Consider the following 17,947-nt stretch of genomic DNA (forward strand, 5'->3'; position numbering starts at 1 on the left):
GTGACACCGTTCTGCGAGGACGGCTCGAACGACTTCACCCCGACGTTCATGCGCATCAACAGCGAGCGGACCGCAACGGGGAAGCGCCGCATACCCATGGACGGGTTGTCGTCGGTGTAGCCGACGATGACCTGCACCGGGACGGTCATCGCGTTGAGGAGCCTGGTGGCCTGGTCGCGCTTGGCACGGGCCGCCCTGCTCGTGCCGGTGGCGGCGTTGATGTCCCGGTGGGCGTTCTTGACGATCTCCCGGACGAGATCCCGCCGCTCGGTCAAGGGAAGCCGCATGAGGTGGGACGGAAGCAGGCTCTCGGGGTCCTTGGCGTTGGTGGGGCGAATCGAGCTGGACGGGACCTTGATGTCGGCGGTGCAGGACGCCCAGCGGCTGTTGCCGTCGACGATGCTCAGGTCGTCGTCGGGGTGCCGTCCGGGGTTGAGGAAGGTGACAGGGACGGCCGTCAGGGGTCGTTCCACGATGCGTCGGCCGACTTCCTGCGGGTTGCTCTTCCCCACGCTCTTGGACGCCCGGTCGATAGCGGCGAGGAGGTCGTCCATGGCGTCGGTGTAGACGAGGGTGGCGTCGGTGTCGTGCGCGGTGGGCATGGCCAGGACCCGCTGGTTGTTGCTGGTGTCCGGGTCGGCCGCGTAGTGGGCCTCGTCCAGGAGCCGGTCATTCTCGATCGCGGGGGACAGCAGCAGCGTGTACGCGCGGTAGGTGATGACGCTCAGCCAGCCGGTTTCGACGCGGTGGCGCTCCAGGCGGGCGCCTTCGAGGAGTGCGGGCTCGACCGCGCCGAACGCGATCCGGCGGACGGCGGAGGAGGAGATCTGGATGTCGGGGCGCTTGCCTTCGAGGAACTTGATCGCCTTGGTGGTCTTGCTGACCGGCTCTACGCGGTGCTCGAACGGCGTGGAGCGGTCGCCGGAGCGGATGTCGATGACCTCGATGCCGTCGATGTCGTCGCGCTCGTCCGTGGTGTCGATGGTGCTCACAGGGCCTCATTCGCATGGGCCGACGCGAGGCGGGCTCGCGGCCGGTGATCGGCGTACGCGAGCAGAGCGCCATAGGAGCGCAACGCACCCGTGCCCGCCTCGGTGAGGACCGCGGTCCATCACAGGGCTGACCCGGCGTCGCTTCGGTGATCTGTAGGCGGAATCCGGGTACCCGCCCGTGCGAGCGGCGTACTCAGGTCCTGCCGGTGGATACCGCGGTGTCCACCAACTGCCAAACAGATCGCCCTCAGCGGCGGCGATGATACGAGCGTACAGCCATCCGAGCCGCCGCAGCATGGGAGTTGACGGTCTTTCGGATCCGGCCGGCTGTGGGCTGCATGATCTAGCCGACGGCCCGTCAGTGGCCGCGTAAGCTGGTATTCACGGCGGATACCGCTCGGCGAGCATGCCGAGGATTTGGACACGGTCCTGAGACTGAACTGCCAGACGCGGCGTGAGATTTCACGAGAAGCCGCAGCTCACAGCCTGAGCCTAGGGCACGAGTCACGAGATCCTACAGACGCACGTCTGACAGCCGCCCAGAGCCACCCACTCCGCCGCAGGTGAGAACGCCCCACATGCGTGAGCGATGCGTGAGCGGACGGTGTGACACAACCCGCCGCGCGGCGGATCGGCACTCACGGCGCGCATGCTCTGACCAGGTGGTTCCGGATACCGAACCAGCGTCCGGAACCACCCAGCAAGCTTTGGCCAGGACTTTTAATCCATTGGTTGTGGGTTCGAGTCCCACAGGGCCTACCTGCGACGAGGCGCCCGGACCGGCGGAAAGCCGGTCCGGGCGCCTCGTCGTCGTCCGGGCGCTACTTGATGTAGACGAGACCGTCCGTGGTGACGGTGGGACGGCCGCTGGTGCCGACCACGACGATCTTCACGGTGTGCTTGGCGCTGCCGGCCCAGGTCTTCGTCCAGACCGCCTGCCGGTAGAGCGTGCCGGCGTACTTCAGGTCGACCGTGGCGGCCTTGACGCCGTCGACGTACACGTACACCTGGCCCGAACTGGAGGCCCGGGACGCCACCCAGGAGACGGAACGGCCCGTGAAGGTCCAGGTGAGCGCCGCGCCCTTGGAGCCGCTGGAGTACGACTTGCCGCCCAGGTAGCTGGCGGAGGAACGGCTCGTCCAGCTGCCGGACCGCACCGCCGACGTCTCCTGGAGGATGAGCGGGGTGTAGGAGGCGGACGCGTTGCGGTAGTTGCCGGCGTAGTCGTACGCCTGCATCGACCAGGTGGCGGCCGAGCCCGACGCGGCGGTGCGGTTGTTGGCCGTCCAGGTCGGCGGGAAGGTGGTGGCCGTCGGGGACAGCAGCTTCACCCCGCGCAGCGCCTTGTCGTCGGTCGCCTTCCAGGCGAGGGTGACCGGGACGGCGGTGGTGTTGACCGTGCCGGTGCGCAGGGAGAGCTTCGGCGTGGTGCCGAACACCGGCGCGGTCGTCTCCGCGACGACCTTCAGCGCGGTGGTGGTCACGGCCTTGCCGGACTGGTGCACCGCCCGCACCGCGACGGTGTGGCTGCCCAGGGGCAGGGTCGTGTTCGCGGAGGTGGCCGTACCGGAGGTGGTGACGACGGCCTTGCCGTCGACCAGCAGCTGGTAGTTCCTGACCAGCGACGCGGGCGTGGTGGCCGCCCACTTCACGCTCAGGGCGCCCTTCGTGTAGTACGTCGAGCCGGACAGGGCCGCGCCGCCGACCGAGGCCACCTTCAGCCCCTGCACCGGGCCGGACGCCCAGGCGCGGACGGTCGGAAGCTGGGCGTAGAGGGAGTTGCCCGGGCACTGCGTGTTGTAGCCGTCGCGGTGGCCGGAGATCCGGTTGAAGGTGTACTTGGTGTTCGCGGTGAAGCCGGTGCCGAAGTAGTTCTTCTGGCTCGCCCCGGCGTTGAGCTGCACCGTGCCGGCCGGGTCGGCGCCGTACTGGCCGAGCTTCCAGGCGGCGACGCGGGCGACCGAGGCCAGCGCGGCGCTGGAGGCACCGGTGGAGGTGTACTCACCGAGCACCGCGATGCCGGCGGACTCCCGGTTCCAGCCGTAGGTGTGCGCACCGAGGACGGGCAGGTCGGAACCGCCCTTGCGGCCCTCGAAGACGGTGCCGCACTTGTCGACCAGGAAGTTGTAACCGACGTCGTTCCAGCCGTTGACCTGCGTGTGGTACGCGTAGATGCCCCGCACGATCGCCGCGGAGTCGGCGCAGGAGTAGTCGTTGGCCCCGTCGGTGTGGTGGACGAAGACGGCCTTCACGTCGGCCGTGTACTCGGACGGGTCGGGGCTCAGCGACTCGTCGGCGCCCCAGCCGGCGCGCGAGGTCATCGGCGGCTTGGGCACGGTGGACGCCGGCGCGGACGGCGGCGCCGTGGGCGTGGTGGCCGACGGGCTCGGCGACGTGGAGGCGGTCGGCGAGCCGGTGGGCACCGGCGCGGTCGTGGTGTCGGTGGGTGCCGGGGACGTGCTGCCGGCCGGCGCGGGCGACGTCCTGCCGGTCCCATCGTCGGCCGGCGTCGCGGTCGTGCCGTCGGTGGGCGCCGTGCCGTCGGTGGGCGTGGCCGCCGGGCTGCTCTCCTCGGCGACGAACGCCGCCGGACCGGTCGCCTGCGTCTCGGCCTTGGTCACCACACCGGGGTCGACCAGGTTGACCTGGAGACCCTTGGGCAGCGCGCCGGTGGTGCCGTCCTCGTGGAGGACCTGGACCTCCACGCCGTCCGAGGGACCGACCCACAGCGGCTCGGACGCGCCGCGCATCCCCGCCTCCGGGTCCTCCGGCGGGTCGATGTTCACCTCCAGGTCCTGCCAGGAGCCCCACGCACCGCTCTCCAGATCGCGGGTGCGCACCTGCGCCCGCCCGTCGAGGCCCTCGACGGGCCCCGACCAGGACACGCCGACCAGCGAGAACTGCGCGGTGCCCGTGCGCGGCAGCTCCCGCTTGCCGCTCGCGGTGCCCTTCAGCGCGAGGTCGTACACCTTCACGGGCCGCTTGGCCCGGCCCGCCGTACCGGGGTCGTCGGACGGGCTGGCGACCGCGTACGTCACCACGCCCCCGCCCCCCAGGACCACGGCACCGAGCGTCAGCCACGCCCGTCGTTTCAAACTCAGCGGTCTGTACGCGTGCGACGACGTACGACGACTCATGACAAACCCACCCCATATGGCAAGCCCGCTAAGGCCTCAGAAAGCAGCGTGAGCCACACCCGTCACACGGGCGGGCCGATACGTACAGCGCGCCGCGCACCACAAACGTCACGGCGGAGACGGTGAGCCCTCGCCCGCGCGGCCGGTGCGGCACGTCGAGCGGTGGGCAGAGCACACGGTACCGGGCGCCGGCGGCACGGCCGCCTAGGGTGGCCCCGCCGCACCCGTCGCCGTCCGCCCGCCCCACCGGAGTACGCCCATGCCCCTCCCGTACGTCCTGCTCTCCGCCGCCGTCTCCCTCGACGGCTACCTGGACGACACCGGCCCCGAGCGGCTTCTGCTGTCCTCCCCGGCCGACTTCGACCGGGTCGACGAGGTGCGGGCGTCGGTCGACGCGATCCTGGTCGGCGCCGGCACGATCCGGGCCGACAACCCGCGGCTGCTGGTGAACTCGCCCGGGCGACGCGCCGCCCGGGCCGCCGCGGGGAAGCCGGAGTACCCGCTGAAGGTCACGGTCAGCGGATCGGGCGAGCTGGACCCGGCGGCGAACTTCTGGCACACCGGCGGCGACAAGGTCCTCCTGACCACCGACGACGGCGCCCGGCGGGCCCACGCGCTCGGGATCGCCGCCGACGTCGTGCCGCTCGGGGACACGCTCGACTGGCGGGCGGCGCTGGAGCATCTGCACGACCGGCGGGGTGTGCGCCGGCTGATGGTGGAGGGCGGCGGGATCGTGCACAGCCGGCTGCTGCGGGAAGGGCTCGCCGACGAGCTCCAGCTGGTCCTCGCCCCGCTGTTCGTCGGCGACCCGGACGCGCCCCGGCTGTTCGGGCCCGGCGACTACCAGCGCGGCCGGCTCCGGCTGGTGGAGACGCGGCGGATCGAGGACGTCGTGCTCATGCGCTACCGGCCGACCGCCCCGGGCACCGCCGGTGACGTGTCCGCCGCCGACCGGCACTGGCTGGCGCTCGCCTGCGAGCTGGCCGAGCTGTGCCCGCCGTCCGGCACGGCGTTCAGCGTGGGGGCGGTGGTCGTCGCCGCCGACGGGACGGAGCTCGCGCGCGGTCACTCGCGGGAGGGCGGCGACCCGGTCGTGCACGCCGAGGAGGCCGCGCTCGCCAAGACCGACCCGGCGGATCCGCGGCTCGCGACCGCCACGGTCTACAGCAGCCTGGAACCGTGCGCCCGCCGCGCCTCCCGGCCCGCCCCCTGCGCCCGGCTGATCCTCGACGCCGGGGTGCGCCGGGTGGTCACCGCCTGGCGGGAGCCGGACACGTTCGTGCCGGGGGCCGACGGCAGTGGAGTGCTCGCCGCCGGGGGCGCCGCCGTCGTCGTCCTGCCGGAGTACGAGGCGGCGGCGAAGGGCCCGAACCGTCATCTGCCGGGCCCCTGAGATACGCGTGTGCGTTCCGCCCCCGACATGACGTACACTGGAGACACAACGACGCGGGGTGGAGCAGCTCGGTAGCTCGCTGGGCTCATAACCCAGAGGTCGCAGGTTCAAATCCTGTCCCCGCTACTCAAGGCCGAAGGCCGGAATCCTCAAGGATTCCGGCCTTCGGTGCGTCCAGGCCATACCCGCGCCCCCGTCACCCGACCGGCCCGCACGGCTCGCCCCCCGCCCCGCCTCCGGGAAACCTGGAGAGCGGGACGGCAAGCGGCGTGGACGTGCAGGGGCGGCGGGAGATCGAGTGGTGCGGCCAGGTGACGTGGACGACGAGGGCCCGTATGCCAGGGCCGGTGGCCGACTGCCCGGCGACCCCGTGCCCGACCCCGGCCTCGGCACCGCCCCGATGCCCGTGCCGCCCGCCGGACCGGCCCGGCGGCGGACCCCGTACGGCAGGACCTTCGTGCGCCTGCTCCCCGTCCTCCTGATCGTCGTGGCCATCCTGTACGACCTCTTCACCCCCCGGTACTTCACCGCCGGCCCGCTCTACACGGCCGCGCCCCTGGTCGCGGCGCCCCTCTACTCGCGGCGCGGCACCGTGCTCACCGCCCTCGCCGTGGTCGCCACCGTCATCGGGCTCCAGCTCAGCAAGGGCGTCATCCACTACGTGGACTCGCTCACCGAACTGATCACCATCGCGACGGTCGCCGGTCTCGCCGTCTTCGTGAACGCCTTCGTCCGCCGCACCGACGAGCGCCTCGCCTCCGCCCGCGAGATCGCCGAGGCCGCCCAGCGCGCCGTGCTGCCCGAGCCCGCCGAGCGCATCGGCGGCTTCGAGATCGCCGCCTGCTACGAGGCGGCGCAGGCCGACGCCTTCATCGGCGGCGACCTGTACGCGGTGCAGGACAGCGCGCGCGGCGTGCGGCTCATCGTCGGCGACGTGCGCGGCAAGGGCATGGGCGCGGTGGCCGCCGTCGCCGTGGTGATCGGCGCCTTCCGGGAGGCCGCCGAGCAGGAGGCGACGCTGGAGGCGGTCGCGCAGCGGCTGGAGCGGGCGCTGGCCCGGGAGGGTACCCGGCGGGACGGGCTGGACGCCTTCGAGGGGTTCACCACCGCCGTCCTCGCCGAGGTCCCGCACGGCGACGGCATCGTCCGCGTCGTCAACCGCGGCCACCCGCCGCCGCTGCTGCTGCACCCCGACGGCACCGTGCACCCCGTGCAGGCCGGGGAGTTCGCGCTGCCGCTCGGGATGGGCGACCTGGGCGTGTGGCCCGACCGGGCCGAGCAGGCCGGTTTCCCCGGCGGTGCCACGCTGCTGCTGTACACCGACGGACTGTCCGAGGCCCGCGACGCGCTCGGCCGGTTCTACGACCCGCACACGCGGCTGACCGGCCGCGTCTTCCGGCACCCGGCCCATCTGCTCGACACCCTCGCCGACGACGTGCGCCGGCACGCCGGGGGCGGCCTGACGGACGACATGGCGTTGCTCGCCGTACGCCGCCGGCACTGACCGGCGTCACAGGTGGTGACGAAGCGGCAGCCCTCCGCATAACAACTGACGCGCCATCAGAAACCTGTGATGTGAAGTTGTGATCTGAGGGCCGGTCAACTCGCCCGGTTTTCGCCGACGGTGGGGCGTACGTCCGGGCCGGGATCCTTAACGATCAAGCGGAACGGCTTGGAATCAGCCCCTCGCGTCTATTAACGTTCGATAACGCAGCGCGGTCGTCCCAGCCGTCACAGAAGGCGGCTCCGTGCGCACGCGCCGAATCCCGTGAGGGAACCGGGGAACCACCACTTTGGGGTGAATCGGGCGTATGCCGCCGTGGAGACACGGCACGTATACGCGCGTAGGAGACCTTCCTGCTCCGAACCCGTCAGCTAACCCGGTAGGCGGAAGGAAGGAAAGGAGTACGCCCACGTGGCGTCCAACCGGCCTGCCCCCGAGGCCCCGTTCGTGCCGAGCACGCACGACACCGAACCCTTCGGCTACGACGGCTACCGCGCCGAAGAGGGCCCCTGGGAGGAGTGGAACCCCACCGCGGAGTCCATCCGTCCCGTACGCGGCCGGCACCGCGTCGCCAAGCAGCGCGGCGGACTCGCCCGCAGCTCCACCGTCCTCGGCGTAGGCGTCATCGCGGCCGTCGGAGCGGGCGGCATGGCCAGCGCCCAGACCGGCAAGCCCCCGGTGTCGATCTCGATGCCGGATCTGCCGAACGTCGGCTCGCTCATCTCCGACGACGAGCCGGAGCCCCAGGGTTCCGCCACCCCGCTCAGCAGCCTCGGCGTGACCGCCGACGACACCGCCGAGGGCACCTCCGACGCCGGTGAGGTCCTGCGGGCGCGCATCATGCAGCAGGCCGAGCAGCAGCAGGTCCAGGTCGAGAACAAGGCCGCCGCCGACGCCGCAGCCAAGGCCGAGAAGGCCGCCGCCGACGCCGCCGCCAAGGCGGAGAAGGAGGCCGAGGCCAAGGCCGCCGCCGCCAAGAAGAAGGCGGAGGAGGAAGCCGCGAAGAAGGCCGAGGCCGAGCGGCTCGCCGAGCTGGCCAAGCAGTTCACGCTGCCGACCTCCTCGTACACGATCACCTCCACCTTCGGCCAGGCCGGTTCCATGTGGTCCTCCGGCTACCACACCGGCCTCGACTTCGCCGCGCCCACGGGTACCCTCATCAAGGCCGTGCACACCGGCACGATCACCGAGGCCGGCTGGGCCGGTGCCTACGGGTACCGCACGATCCTGACCCTGGACGACGGCACCGAGCTGTGGTTCTGCCACCAGTCGTCGATCAACGTCAGCGCCGGCCAGCAGGTCAACACCGGGGACGTCATCGGCCGCGTGGGCGCCACCGGCAACGTCACCGGGCCGCACCTCCACTTCGAGGTCCACACCGACGGCGCCGAGGGCGGCATCGACCCGGCGGCCTGGCTCCAGGGCAAGGGCCTCAGCATCTGACGACGCGCCTCCCCGCGACGGCGCACCCCCGTGGACCCCGGCGGTCCTGACGGCGACCCCCCGACGTCAGGGCTGCCGGTTTTCGCGTGGGGACGGAATGATCGCCTCCGGGCTGCTTGTTGTCGATGGACATGACTTCACTGCGCAAGCTCGGCTCCTCCGACCTCGAGGTCTTCCCGCTCTCCCTCGGCGGCAACGTCTTCGGCTGGACCGCCGACCAGGACACCTCCTTCGCCGTCCTCGACGCCTACACCGCCGCCGGCGGCAACTTCGTCGACACCGCCGACTCCTACTCCGCGTGGGTCGACGGCAACAGCGGCGGCGAGTCCGAGACCCTCATCGGCAAGTGGCTCGCGGCCCGCGGCAACCGCGCCGACGTCGTGATCGCCACGAAGGTCAGCCAGCACCCGGAGTACCCCGGCCTGTCCGCCGCCAACATCAAGGCCGCCGCCGACGCCTCGCTGCGCCGCCTGGGCACCGACCACATCGACCTCTACTACACCCACTTCGACAAGCCCGAGGTGCCGGTCGAGGAGATCATCGGCGCGCTCGACGAACTGGTGCGCGTGGGCAAGGTCCGCTACGTCGGCGCCTCCAACATCACGGCCGAGCGGCTCGCCGAGTCCCTGGAGTTCTCCGACCGCGAGGGCTTCGCCCGGTACGTGGCCGTGCAGCCCCACTACAACCTGGTCTCGCGCGACACCTACGAGGGTGAGCTGCGCGACCTCGCCGAGCGGTCCGGTCTGGCCGCCGTGCCGTACTACGCCCTCGCGTCCGGCTTCCTCACGGGCAAGTACCGGCCCGGTACGGCCGTCGACAGCCCGCGGGCGGGCGGCGCCGCCAAGCACCTGGAGAGCGAGCGCGGCCGGCGGGTGCTGACCGCGCTGGACGAGATCTCCGAGGCCCACGGCGTGCCGGTGGCCACGGTGGCCCTGGCCTGGCTGGCAGCCCAGCCGACGGTGGCCGCGCCGATCGCGTCCGCGCGCACGGTCGAGCAGCTTCCGGCGCTGCTGGGAGTGGCGGATCTGGAGCTGACGGAGGCCGAGGTGCGCAGGCTGACGGAGGCGTCCGCCTGAGGGCTCTTCCCGGCTGCCGCTACGACCGGTACGGGTTCTGGGGCGGGTACGCGGAGTACACGGAGTACGCGCCGTAAGGGGCGTAGGCGGGCGTGGCGTACGAGGTGAGGTACGGGGCCTGCGCGGTGTACGGCGCGGGCGCGGGCGCCGCCGGCGTCCCGTACGCCGGCCAGGGCGGTGCGGTCACCGGGGCGGGCGGCGCCGTGGCCCGGGCCGCGTAGTCCAGCGCCGGGCGCGCGGTCTCCCGCCGGTGCCACAGCGCGGTCAGCAACTCCCGCTCCCGTGCGACGTAGTCGGCGCCGGCCCGGCCCCGGCGCCCGCGTTGCCGCAGGAACGCCAGCGAGGTCGCGTACGCCTCGTACTCCGCCACCGCCCGCGCGGCCGGCTTCCCGGCGTGCCGGCGGGCGTGCTGCCGGGCGATGCGGCGCGCCCGCATCGAGCCGAGCGCGAACGGCTCGGCCGGCGCCAGCCAGCCGGCCACCGCGTAGACGGGCAGCTCGGCCCGTACGGCGCCGAGTTCGCGCTGCCGGTTCCAGACCGCCAGCCAGGTCAGCAGGCCGAAGACCGGCACCATGAACGCCCCGTACACGGCGAAGAAGCCGTACTCGCCGAGCGAGGCCGAGCCGTTCCACAGCGCGTGCATGCCCATCGCGAGCAGCAGGCCGGCCAGGGGGAGCAGCACGCGGCGCAGGCGGTGGCGGTCGGCGCAGAGCGCGGCGATGCCGAAGCCGATCCCGGTGAGCACGGTGAACAGCGGGTGGGCGAACGGCGACAGGACGACCCGGACGAAGAAGGTCGCCGCGGTCACCGAGGCGATGCCCCGGTCGCCGGTGAGCTGGTCGGTGCCGAAGGCGGTGCCCAGGTAGAGGATGTTCTCGGTGAAGGCGAAGCCGGTGGCGGTGACACCGGCTATGACGACGCCGTCGACGATGCCGGTGAAGTTCCGCCTGCGGAAGAGGAAGACCAGCAGGACCGCCGCGGCCTTGGCGGACTCCTCCACGACCGGCGCTATCACCGTGGCGCCCAGGGTGTCCGCGCCGGTGGGGTCGGCGGTGGCCGTCGCTATCCAGCGCGTCGCGAAGCTGTTGGCGACGATCGCTATCAGCGCCGCCGCGCAGGCGCCCCAGGCCAAGCAGAACAGCAGGTTCCGCCAGGGGCCGGGGTCGACCCGGTCCAGCCAGCGGAAGGCGGCCAGGAGCAGGGGCACGGGGAAGACCGCCAGCCCCAGTCCGACCAGGAACCCCTGGGTGCCGGTCTGTTCGCGCACGAGGGCCAGGATCACCAGGCCGGAGAGCGCGAGCAGCGCGACCAGCGCGCTGTAACGCACCCAGGTGCGCTGCCACCAGTGCGGACGCGTCGGATACGGGGGACAGGTGGCCACGGCATGGACCCTAACCGGTGGGGGGATGCTCCTGTACGCGACGGAAGAGCAAGTCGTTCACCACATGACCCTTGTCCAGTCCCTGGCCCTCGAAACGGGTCAGCGGCCGGTGGGCGGGGCGCGGCGCGAAACCGCCGTCGGCCACGGTGTTCTCGAAGTCGGGGTGCGCGGTGAGGACGTCGAGCATCTGCTCCGCGTACGGCTCCCAGTCGGTGGCGCAGTGCACGGTGCCGCCCGGTGCGAGGCGGGTGGCGGCGAGGGTCAGGAACTCCGGCTGGATCAGACGGCGCTTGTGGTGCCGCTTCTTCGGCCAGGGGTCGGGGAAGTAGACGCGCAGCCCGGCGAGGGAGCCGGGGGTGAGCATCTCGCGCAGGAGGATGATCGCGTCGCCGTTGCCCACGCGGATGTTGGTCAGGCCGTTACGGTCGGCGAGACCGAGCAGGTTTCCCTGGCCGGGGGTGTGGACGTCCACGGCGAGGATGTTGGTGCCCGGGTCGCCGGCGGCCATCTGCGCGGTGGCCTCGCCCATCCCGAAGCCGATCTCCAGGACGACGGGGTTCGCGTTCCCGAACAGCTCGGCGAGGTCGATGACCCGCTGCCCGTCGATGTCCAGGCCCCACTTCGGCCACAGCCGCTGCAAGGCCTCCGCCTGCCCGGCGGTGACCCGGCTCCGGCGCGGCTGGAAGCTCCGGATGCGCCGCTCGAAGTGCGACCCGGCGGGATCGGCCTTGGGCCCATCCGGAAACCGGGGCTCCCCCTTGGCACGAACGGGCTGCGGGGTCTCGGGGGCATGACGTGATTCAGACACAGTCCTTAGATTTTACGGCCTGCCTCCCACCGGCGTAGCTGCGGGCAATCGTGCCGCTGGGGCGGCACGGGTGGGCGCAGCGGCACCCGGCCATCGCCGGTGAGAGCCACCCACCCCCGCTGAGCACCCACGCCGGGCACCCTTGATCAAGAAACGTCGCCCAACATGCTGAGCGCCCGCCGCCCCACCTCCCGCCCAACCGGCAGCGCCGCCGTCGCCGCAGGAGACGGCGCGTTCAGCACATGCACCGTCCGCGCCCCCTCCTTGATCAGGAAGTCGTCCACCAGCGTCCCGTCCGCCAGCACCGCCTGCGCCCGCACCCCCGCCGGCGCCTCCACCAGGTCGCCCTCCGTCACCGCCGGCAGCAGCCTGCGCACGGCCGACGTGAACGCCCCCTTGGACAGCGACCGCCGCAGCTCCCCGGCGCCGTACCTCCAGTGGCGCCGGGCGATGCGCCACGAGCCCGGCCAGGCGAGCGTGGCACCCAGCTCGCGCGGTCTGACCACACCCCACCCGTAGCCCTCCCGGGCCAGCGCCGGCACCGCGTTCGGCCCGACGTGCACGCCCCCGTCGATGCCGCGGGTCAGGTGCACGCCGAGGAACGGGAACGCCGGGTCCGGCACCGGATACACCAGGCCCCGCACCAGCTCCGGCCGCGCCAGCTCGTAGTACTCACCCCGGAAGGGCACGATCCGCATCCCCGGGTCGTCCCCCGTCATCCGCGCGACCTCGTCGCAGTGCAGGCCGGCGCAGTTGACCAGGACCCGGGCGCGGATCACGTCGCCGGTGCGGGTGCGGACGGCGACCCCGAGGTCCGGGCGCCGGTCGACGCGCAGAACCTCCGCGCCGTAGCGGATCTCCGCGCCCGAGGCCCGGGCCAGCTGCCGTGCCACTCCGACGTAGTCGCAGACGCCGGTCGTCCCGACGTGTATGGCGGCCAGGCCCCGGACCTCCGGTTCGTACTCGGGGATCTGGGCCGCGCCCAGCTCCCGCACCGGGATGCCGTTCTCCCGGCCGCGCTGCACGAGCGCGTGCAGCCGGGGCAGCTCGGCCCGCTCGGTGGCGACGATCAGCTTGCCGGTGACCGCGTGGTCGATGCCGTACTCCGCGCAGAACTTGACCATCTCGGCGGCGCCCCGCACCGCGAAGCGGGCCTTCAGCGAGCCCGGGCGGTAGTAGACGCCGCTGTGGATCACGCCGCTGTTGCGGCCGGTCTGGTGCCGGGCCGGTCCCGGCTCCTTCTCCAGCACCGTCACCCGGGTGCCCGGCGCGGTGCGCGTGATCGCGTACGCCGTGGACAGGCCGACGATGCCGCCGCCGATCACCAGCACGTCGCAGTCGTATGCGATCCCGGTCCGCACGTGTGCCACCTTCCGGTCCCTTCCCGGTCCGTCCCCCGGCTTCGATAGTGCACTGCGCCACTGACAATGCCCGCAAACCCGTGCGGCGCCGCAGTCAGGCCGGGGTGACCAGGAGCGGCCGGGCGCGCTCGCGGAGCTCGACGACGCGCGGCTCGTCGCCGTACGGCTCCAGGCGGTGCAGGAGGTCCTTCACGTACTCGGTGGTGCGGGCCGAGGAGATCCGCCCGGCGACCTCGACCGCCCGCACGCCCTGCTCGCAGGCCGCGTCCAGGTTGCCGGACTCCAGCTCGGCCACCGCCGAGACGACGAGCCTGAGGCCGTGCGAGCGTACGAACTCCTCCGTCGGCTGCGACAGGGCCTGCTCGGTGAAACGGCGGACCTGGCGTGGTGCCTTCAGGTCGCGGTAGCACTCGGCCGCGTCGGCGGCGAACCGGTCGTAGGAGTAGAAACCCAGCCACGACGGGTCGCTGTCGCCGGGCCGGGCCCGTTCCAGCCAGCTCTCGGCGGCCTTCAGGGCCGCCCCGGCCGCCACCGCGTCGCCCGCGCGCGCGTGGGCGCGTGCCTCGACCAGGCGGAAGAAGCTCATCGTGCGGGCCGTGGCGAGGCCCCGGTTGCGTTCCAGGGCGGCTTGGGCGAGGTCCACGCCCTCGTCGCCGAAGCCGCGGTAGGTGGCCTGGAGGGACATGGAGGCGAGGACGTACCCGCCGAGCGGGACGTCGGCCGCGGCGCGGGCCAGGCGCAGGGCCTGGATGTAGTAGCGCTGGGCCGCCTCCTGCTGGCCGGTGTCGAAGGCCATCCAGCCGGCCAGCCGCGTCAGTTCGGCCGAGGCGCCGAACAGGGCGCGGCCGACCTCGTCGGAGTAGGAGCCGAGGAGCAGCGGGGCCGCCTCGACGCGTAAGCACTCGGGGACCATCGACGAACGCCAGTCGCCGCCGCCGTACTTGGAGTCCCAGCGGCGGGCGTCCTCGGCGGCCTCCCGGAGTTTGCGTACATCGCTGTGGCCGACTTTGAGCGGTGCGCCGGAGCCCTCGGCCGGGCTCGCGTCACGCGCCACCGAGCTGTCGGCCGGGGTTATCAGCCACCGTGAGGCGGGCGTGGCGTACGCGCTCACCGCGAACGATCCGGCGAGCGACTGCCAGATGCCGCCACCTCCGGCCCGGCGGCCGGCGAGGTCGAGGCGGTACAGCTCGGTGGCGGACGTGACCGCCTGTCCGACGTCCCGCGGGAAGGCGAGGCCCACCTCGGGGGCGGGGTCCGCGTCCGCCAGGCCGATCTCGTGGAGCGGCACCGGACGGCCGAGCTTCTGGCCGATGGCGGCGGCGATCAGGTGCGGAGCCGCACCCTGCGGCACCATGCCCTTCGACACCCAGCGCGCCACCGACGTCTTGTCGTAGCGAAGCGTCAACCCGCGCTGGGCGCCGAGGTCGTTGACGCGCCGGGCGAGTCCTGCGTTGCTGATTCCCGCGAGGGCGAGAACGGCGCCGAGCTTTTCGTTCGGCCCGCGTTGCTCCCTGGACATGCGCCACCCCTCGACACAGACGGCTGCCGCACTGGCATAACCACGCGGCATTCGTAAACCCAGCGTAGTTCGCCGCATCCCATGCGTTAAGAGGCATTGTTCCGGATGGCGGGATTGTGGTCCGTACTGAAGTGCGGTGTCTGTACGGACTGTTGCCGTGTGCTCCCGGTGTGTGGCCGTGCGCCCGTCCGTGCGCTCTTCTCCGGCCACCTGGGGAGCGGTTCCATGGCGGTGCGTGGGTCGGCCCGCTGTACTGGGTCCAGTGGGCTGGGGGACGCCGCCGCCTACATCCCCGCGGGCGGCGGACCGGTCCGGGAGGCGTGGCCCGTCTCCCGGACTGCGCACCGCCGGGCGGTGCGCAGAGCCTGCACGGAGCGTGTTCAACACCGTGTGTAGGGCGCCGATTTGGCCAAAAATGGCCCCCGCGTTTACGGGGCTTCGGCGCCCTCACCATGGGACTTGAGGGCGCGCCGGGTAGCCAAAGGGCGCGTTCCGGGGGCGCATTCGCGTCGTCGGTGCGAGCCCCCCGGTGGACCGCCACGCCGTGCCCGGCGGGCGGCGACCGGGAGTTGACGCCCTCGCACGGGCCTTGGCGGGGGCGCATTCATGGGAGCACACGCGGCTCCGCCGACGCTCTGCGGCGCGCCCTTCATGGCAGCATGGGGAACCAGTTCGTACGGTGCACTGGTTCCCCGGCCTGTGGAGGCGTCGATGCGGTGGTTGGTGGGGTGGAGCAGCACCGCCGTGGGAGCCGCGGGAGGCGCGGGGGCCGGCGGCTCCGCCGGGGCCACCGGGTACGACGGTGAGACGGTGCAGCCCGTGGGGTCCCAGCTCCTGTGGGGCGACCCGGACCCCCTGTGGGCGGTCGGCGACTGGCGCCCCGACGAGGTGCGCGTCGTCACGGCCGACCCCCAGACCCGGATCGCCGTCCTCGGCATCTGCGGCGCCTCCGACGAGCAGCTGCGCGTCGGGCTGTTCGCCGCGCGCGGCGGTGCCCTGCGGCACCTGACGGCGTGGCCCGGCAGCTACACGGCGGTCGTCCAGGTCGGCCGGCGGATCACCGTCTGCGGCGATCTCGCGGGCGCACGGCCCGTGTTCCACACCCCCTGGGCCGGCGGCACGGCGTACGCGACCGCCGCGCTGCCCCTGGCCGACCTCGTCGAGGCCAACCTCGACTTCGGGCACCTCGCCGCGCTGCTCGCCGCCCCCGACGTGCCGGCCGCGCTGGACGACTCCACCCCGTACGACGGCGTGAAGCGCATTCCGCCGGGGCATGCGCTGATCCTGCGCGCCGGGGCGCGCGAGATCGCCGGATACGAGCAGGTGGCCTCGCTCGCCGTGGCGGCGCCCGCCGCCGACCCGGGCAGAGCCGTGGACGGCGTGCGGGACGCCCTGGTGGAAGCCGTACGCACCCGCCTCGCCGCGCCCCGGCACGTCCCCGGCGACGGCATCGACCCCGGCCCGGTGCCGGGCATGGGCCCCGCCGAGCGGCGCGCCGCGCGCGGGATGCCGGTGCCCGGGATCGGCGCCGACCTGTCCGGCGGCCCGGCCTCGGGGACGCTGGCGCTGCTGGCCGCCGGGCTGCCGGGGATGCCGGGCACCGTGCTCGGACACGGCACGGGCGCGGGCGAGCGGCTGCTCGCCGTCACCTTCAACGACCTGGCCGTCGGCGGACGCGAGTCCGAACTGGAGCGGGCGGGCGCGCTGGCCGCCAACCCCCGGCTGCACCACGTGGTCGTCACCGGCGGCGAGGACGTCCTGCCGTACACCTCGCTCGACGGTCCCCTGACCGACGAACCGGGCTCCTGCCTGGTGTCGGCGGCACGGCACCGGGCGCGGCTGGCCGCCGGCAGCGCGGACCACTTCACGGGCTACGGGGCGCGGCAGGTGCTCGACGCCCATCCGGCCCGGCTCGCCGACCTGCTGATGGACCGCAAACGGCGCCATCTCGTCCGCCCGGTCGCCGCGCTCGCCAAGGCCGACGGCTCGGTACTGGTCCCCGCGCGCGTGTACGCCGCCGCCCGGCGCCTGTCGCGCACGCCCTACCGCACGGGCGTCGAGGGACTCGCCGAACGGCTGCTGCGCCGGCGCTTCGACGAGGCGGCCGTCGGGGGCGGCGGTGCGATGGAGGCGTCGCTCGCCGTGCTCACCTGGGCCGGGCCCGGACCGGCGGCGCGGTGGCTGACCGGAGAGGCACTGGCTGAAGTATCGGTTCGCCTCCAGGCGTCCACCCAGCGGTCCGGCGTCGGCCCGGGACAGCGGCCCGGCGACTTCCGGGCGCGTACGGCACTGGCCCGGCAGGCGGCCGAGGTGCGGGTCCTTGAGCAGGCCGCGGAGATCCGCTTCCAGCGGCTGCACGCGCCGTTCCTCGACAACCAGGTCGTCCGCGCCTGCCGCGCCCTGCCGGAGGCGCTGCGCGTCCAGCCCGGGGCACGGGCCGCGATCCTGCGCACGGTGCTGGAGGGCGCCGGGGTGAGCGAGCTGCCCAGCGGGTGGGGCGCGCCGACACAGGCGCTGGCCGCCTCCGACGCGCGCACGGGACTGCGGGTCGCCGCCGACTCCCTGCTGGCCCTGTTCGACACGCCGCTGCTCGCCGAGGCGGGACTGGTCGAGGCGCGGGTCGTGCGCAAGGCGGTGCGCGGGGCGGCCGCGGGCGAACCCCTGCCGCTGGACGGGCTCGCCGGCCTGGTCTCCCTGGAGCTCTGGCTCCGCCGCCTCCTCGCCCGCCGGGGCACCTGCTGGACCGGCACCCCGGCACGGCAGCGCGCGGTCCCCGGGGGCATCGCGCCGCAACGGGGTGCGCTGGGCGGCGCGGGGACGGTGGCGCGCCGGGGCTGACGGCGCCCGGACGCCCTACGCGCAGGTGAAGCGCGACTGCGCCCAGTCCGCGAGCGCGACCGAGTCCAGGTGGCTGTGCGGCTCGGCCACCAGCCGTACGGTCTCGCGTCCGGAGAGGTCCACATGGACGGGCACCGCCGGGTCCCCGCCCTCGACCGTCCCGGAGTTCCACAGCCGGACGCCGTCCGCGTACACCGAGAAGTCCACCTTGCCGAGCTTCAGCGTCAGGTCGTCGACGCCGACCAGGGCGTCGTAGGACGAGCAGGAGCGGTTGAGGTCGATGGTGACGGAGGAGCGTCCGTTCACGGTGACCCCGTGCGCGTACCGCACCTCGCCGATCGACAGGGCGGAGCGCTGCCACACCCAGCTGCTCCCGGCCAGCCGCATCTCGGGCCCGGTGCCGTCGCCGGTCAGGTCGTACGCCAGCTCGCTCCACCGGTAGACGGTCGGCGGGGGAGGCGGTGTGGGCGTGGGTGCGGGGGGCGGGGTCGGTGT

General features: G+C 73.2%; 11 protein-coding genes, 1 tRNA gene, 1 pseudogene and 1 riboswitch. Of the genes and pseudogenes, 6 read left to right on the forward strand and 7 right to left on the reverse strand.

What is annotated here, in order from left to right:
• Positions 1-992 (reverse strand): annotated as a pseudogene (locus GTW67_RS16190) (hypothetical protein); the annotation flags it as partial.
• Positions 993-1,813: 821 nt separating this feature from the next.
• The gene (locus GTW67_RS16195) at positions 1,814-4,129 is read right to left on the reverse strand and encodes a peptidoglycan recognition protein family protein (RefSeq protein ID WP_161165525.1); all 2,316 of its coding nucleotides are present in this window, start codon (positions 4,127-4,129) and stop codon (positions 1,814-1,816) included.
• A gap of 259 nt (positions 4,130-4,388) precedes the next feature.
• Between GTW67_RS16195 and GTW67_RS16200 the strand changes: the two genes are divergently transcribed.
• The 5 genes from GTW67_RS16200 to GTW67_RS16220 all read left to right on the forward strand — a co-directional run bounded on the left by GTW67_RS16200 (position 4,389) and on the right by GTW67_RS16220 (position 9,545).
• Entirely contained in the window at positions 4,389-5,522 is a 1,134-nt protein-coding gene (locus GTW67_RS16200) for a dihydrofolate reductase family protein (RefSeq protein WP_161165526.1), read from the forward strand.
• A gap of 52 nt (positions 5,523-5,574) precedes the next feature.
• Positions 5,575-5,648: transfer RNA gene (locus GTW67_RS16205), tRNA-Met, on the forward strand.
• Positions 5,649-5,823: 175 nt separating this feature from the next.
• Positions 5,824-7,026 (forward strand): SpoIIE family protein phosphatase, encoded by a 1,203-nt coding sequence (locus GTW67_RS16210; RefSeq protein ID WP_161165527.1) that lies wholly within the window; start codon positions 5,824-5,826, stop codon positions 7,024-7,026.
• Positions 7,027-7,269: 243 nt separating this feature from the next.
• Positions 7,270-7,427: riboswitch (cyclic di-AMP (ydaO/yuaA leader) on the forward strand.
• Positions 7,428-7,437: 10 nt separating this feature from the next.
• On the forward strand, positions 7,438-8,469 hold the full coding sequence (locus GTW67_RS16215) for a peptidoglycan DD-metalloendopeptidase family protein (RefSeq protein WP_161165528.1): 1,032 nt from the start codon (positions 7,438-7,440) through the stop codon (positions 8,467-8,469).
• 131 nt (positions 8,470-8,600) lie between these two features.
• Positions 8,601-9,545: an aldo/keto reductase gene (locus GTW67_RS16220; RefSeq protein WP_161165534.1), complete on the forward strand. Its 945-nt coding sequence runs from the start codon at positions 8,601-8,603 to the stop codon at positions 9,543-9,545.
• Between the two features lie 19 nt (positions 9,546-9,564).
• Here the strand turns inward: GTW67_RS16220 and GTW67_RS16225 are convergent, their stop codons facing one another.
• The 4 genes from GTW67_RS16225 to GTW67_RS16240 all read right to left on the reverse strand — a co-directional run bounded on the left by GTW67_RS16225 (position 9,565) and on the right by GTW67_RS16240 (position 14,614).
• The gene (locus tag GTW67_RS16225) at positions 9,565-10,926 is read right to left on the reverse strand and encodes a PrsW family glutamic-type intramembrane protease (protein ID WP_161165529.1); all 1,362 of its coding nucleotides are present in this window, start codon (positions 10,924-10,926) and stop codon (positions 9,565-9,567) included.
• 10 nt (positions 10,927-10,936) lie between these two features.
• Positions 10,937-11,734, reverse strand: coding sequence for a tRNA (guanosine(46)-N7)-methyltransferase TrmB (gene trmB, locus GTW67_RS16230; RefSeq protein ID WP_161165530.1), 798 nt, complete (start codon positions 11,732-11,734; stop codon positions 10,937-10,939).
• Between the two features lie 146 nt (positions 11,735-11,880).
• Positions 11,881-13,095, reverse strand: a complete 1,215-nt coding sequence (lhgD, locus tag GTW67_RS16235) for an L-2-hydroxyglutarate dehydrogenase (protein ID WP_161165531.1) — start codon at positions 13,093-13,095, stop codon at positions 11,881-11,883.
• A gap of 94 nt (positions 13,096-13,189) precedes the next feature.
• The gene (locus GTW67_RS16240) at positions 13,190-14,614 is read right to left on the reverse strand and encodes an NsdA family TPR-like regulatory protein (RefSeq protein WP_161165532.1); all 1,425 of its coding nucleotides are present in this window, start codon (positions 14,612-14,614) and stop codon (positions 13,190-13,192) included.
• Positions 14,615-15,325: 711 nt separating this feature from the next.
• Between GTW67_RS16240 and GTW67_RS16245 the strand changes: the two genes are divergently transcribed.
• Positions 15,326-17,452 (forward strand): asparagine synthase-related protein, encoded by a 2,127-nt coding sequence (locus GTW67_RS16245; protein ID WP_161165533.1) that lies wholly within the window; start codon positions 15,326-15,328, stop codon positions 17,450-17,452.
• Between the two features lie 15 nt (positions 17,453-17,467).
• Here GTW67_RS16245 and GTW67_RS16250 read toward each other — a convergent pair.
• Positions 17,468-17,947, reverse strand: a 480-nt coding sequence (locus GTW67_RS16250; protein ID WP_202437310.1) for an NPCBM/NEW2 domain-containing protein, incomplete at its 5' end; no start/stop codon positions are given.

This window comes from Streptomyces sp. SID5910, assembly GCF_009862125.1.
GTDB lineage: Bacteria > Actinomycetota > Actinomycetes > Streptomycetales > Streptomycetaceae > Streptomyces.

Bases quoted from the DNA above. Each gene is read 5' to 3' on its own strand.
- GTW67_RS16195 (WP_161165525.1), bottom strand. From the start codon at position 4,129: ATGAGTCGTCGTACGTCGTCGCACGCGTACAGACCGCTGAGTTTGAAA.
- GTW67_RS16200 (WP_161165526.1), top strand. From the start codon at position 4,389: ATGCCCCTCCCGTACGTCCTGCTCTCCGCCGCCGTCTCCCTCGACGGC.
- GTW67_RS16220 (WP_161165534.1), top strand. From the start codon at position 8,601: ATGACTTCACTGCGCAAGCTCGGCTCCTCCGACCTCGAGGTCTTCCCG.
- GTW67_RS16240 (WP_161165532.1), bottom strand. From the start codon at position 14,614: ATGTCCAGGGAGCAACGCGGGCCGAACGAAAAGCTCGGCGCCGTTCTC.
- GTW67_RS16245 (WP_161165533.1), top strand. From the start codon at position 15,326: ATGCGGTGGTTGGTGGGGTGGAGCAGCACCGCCGTGGGAGCCGCGGGA.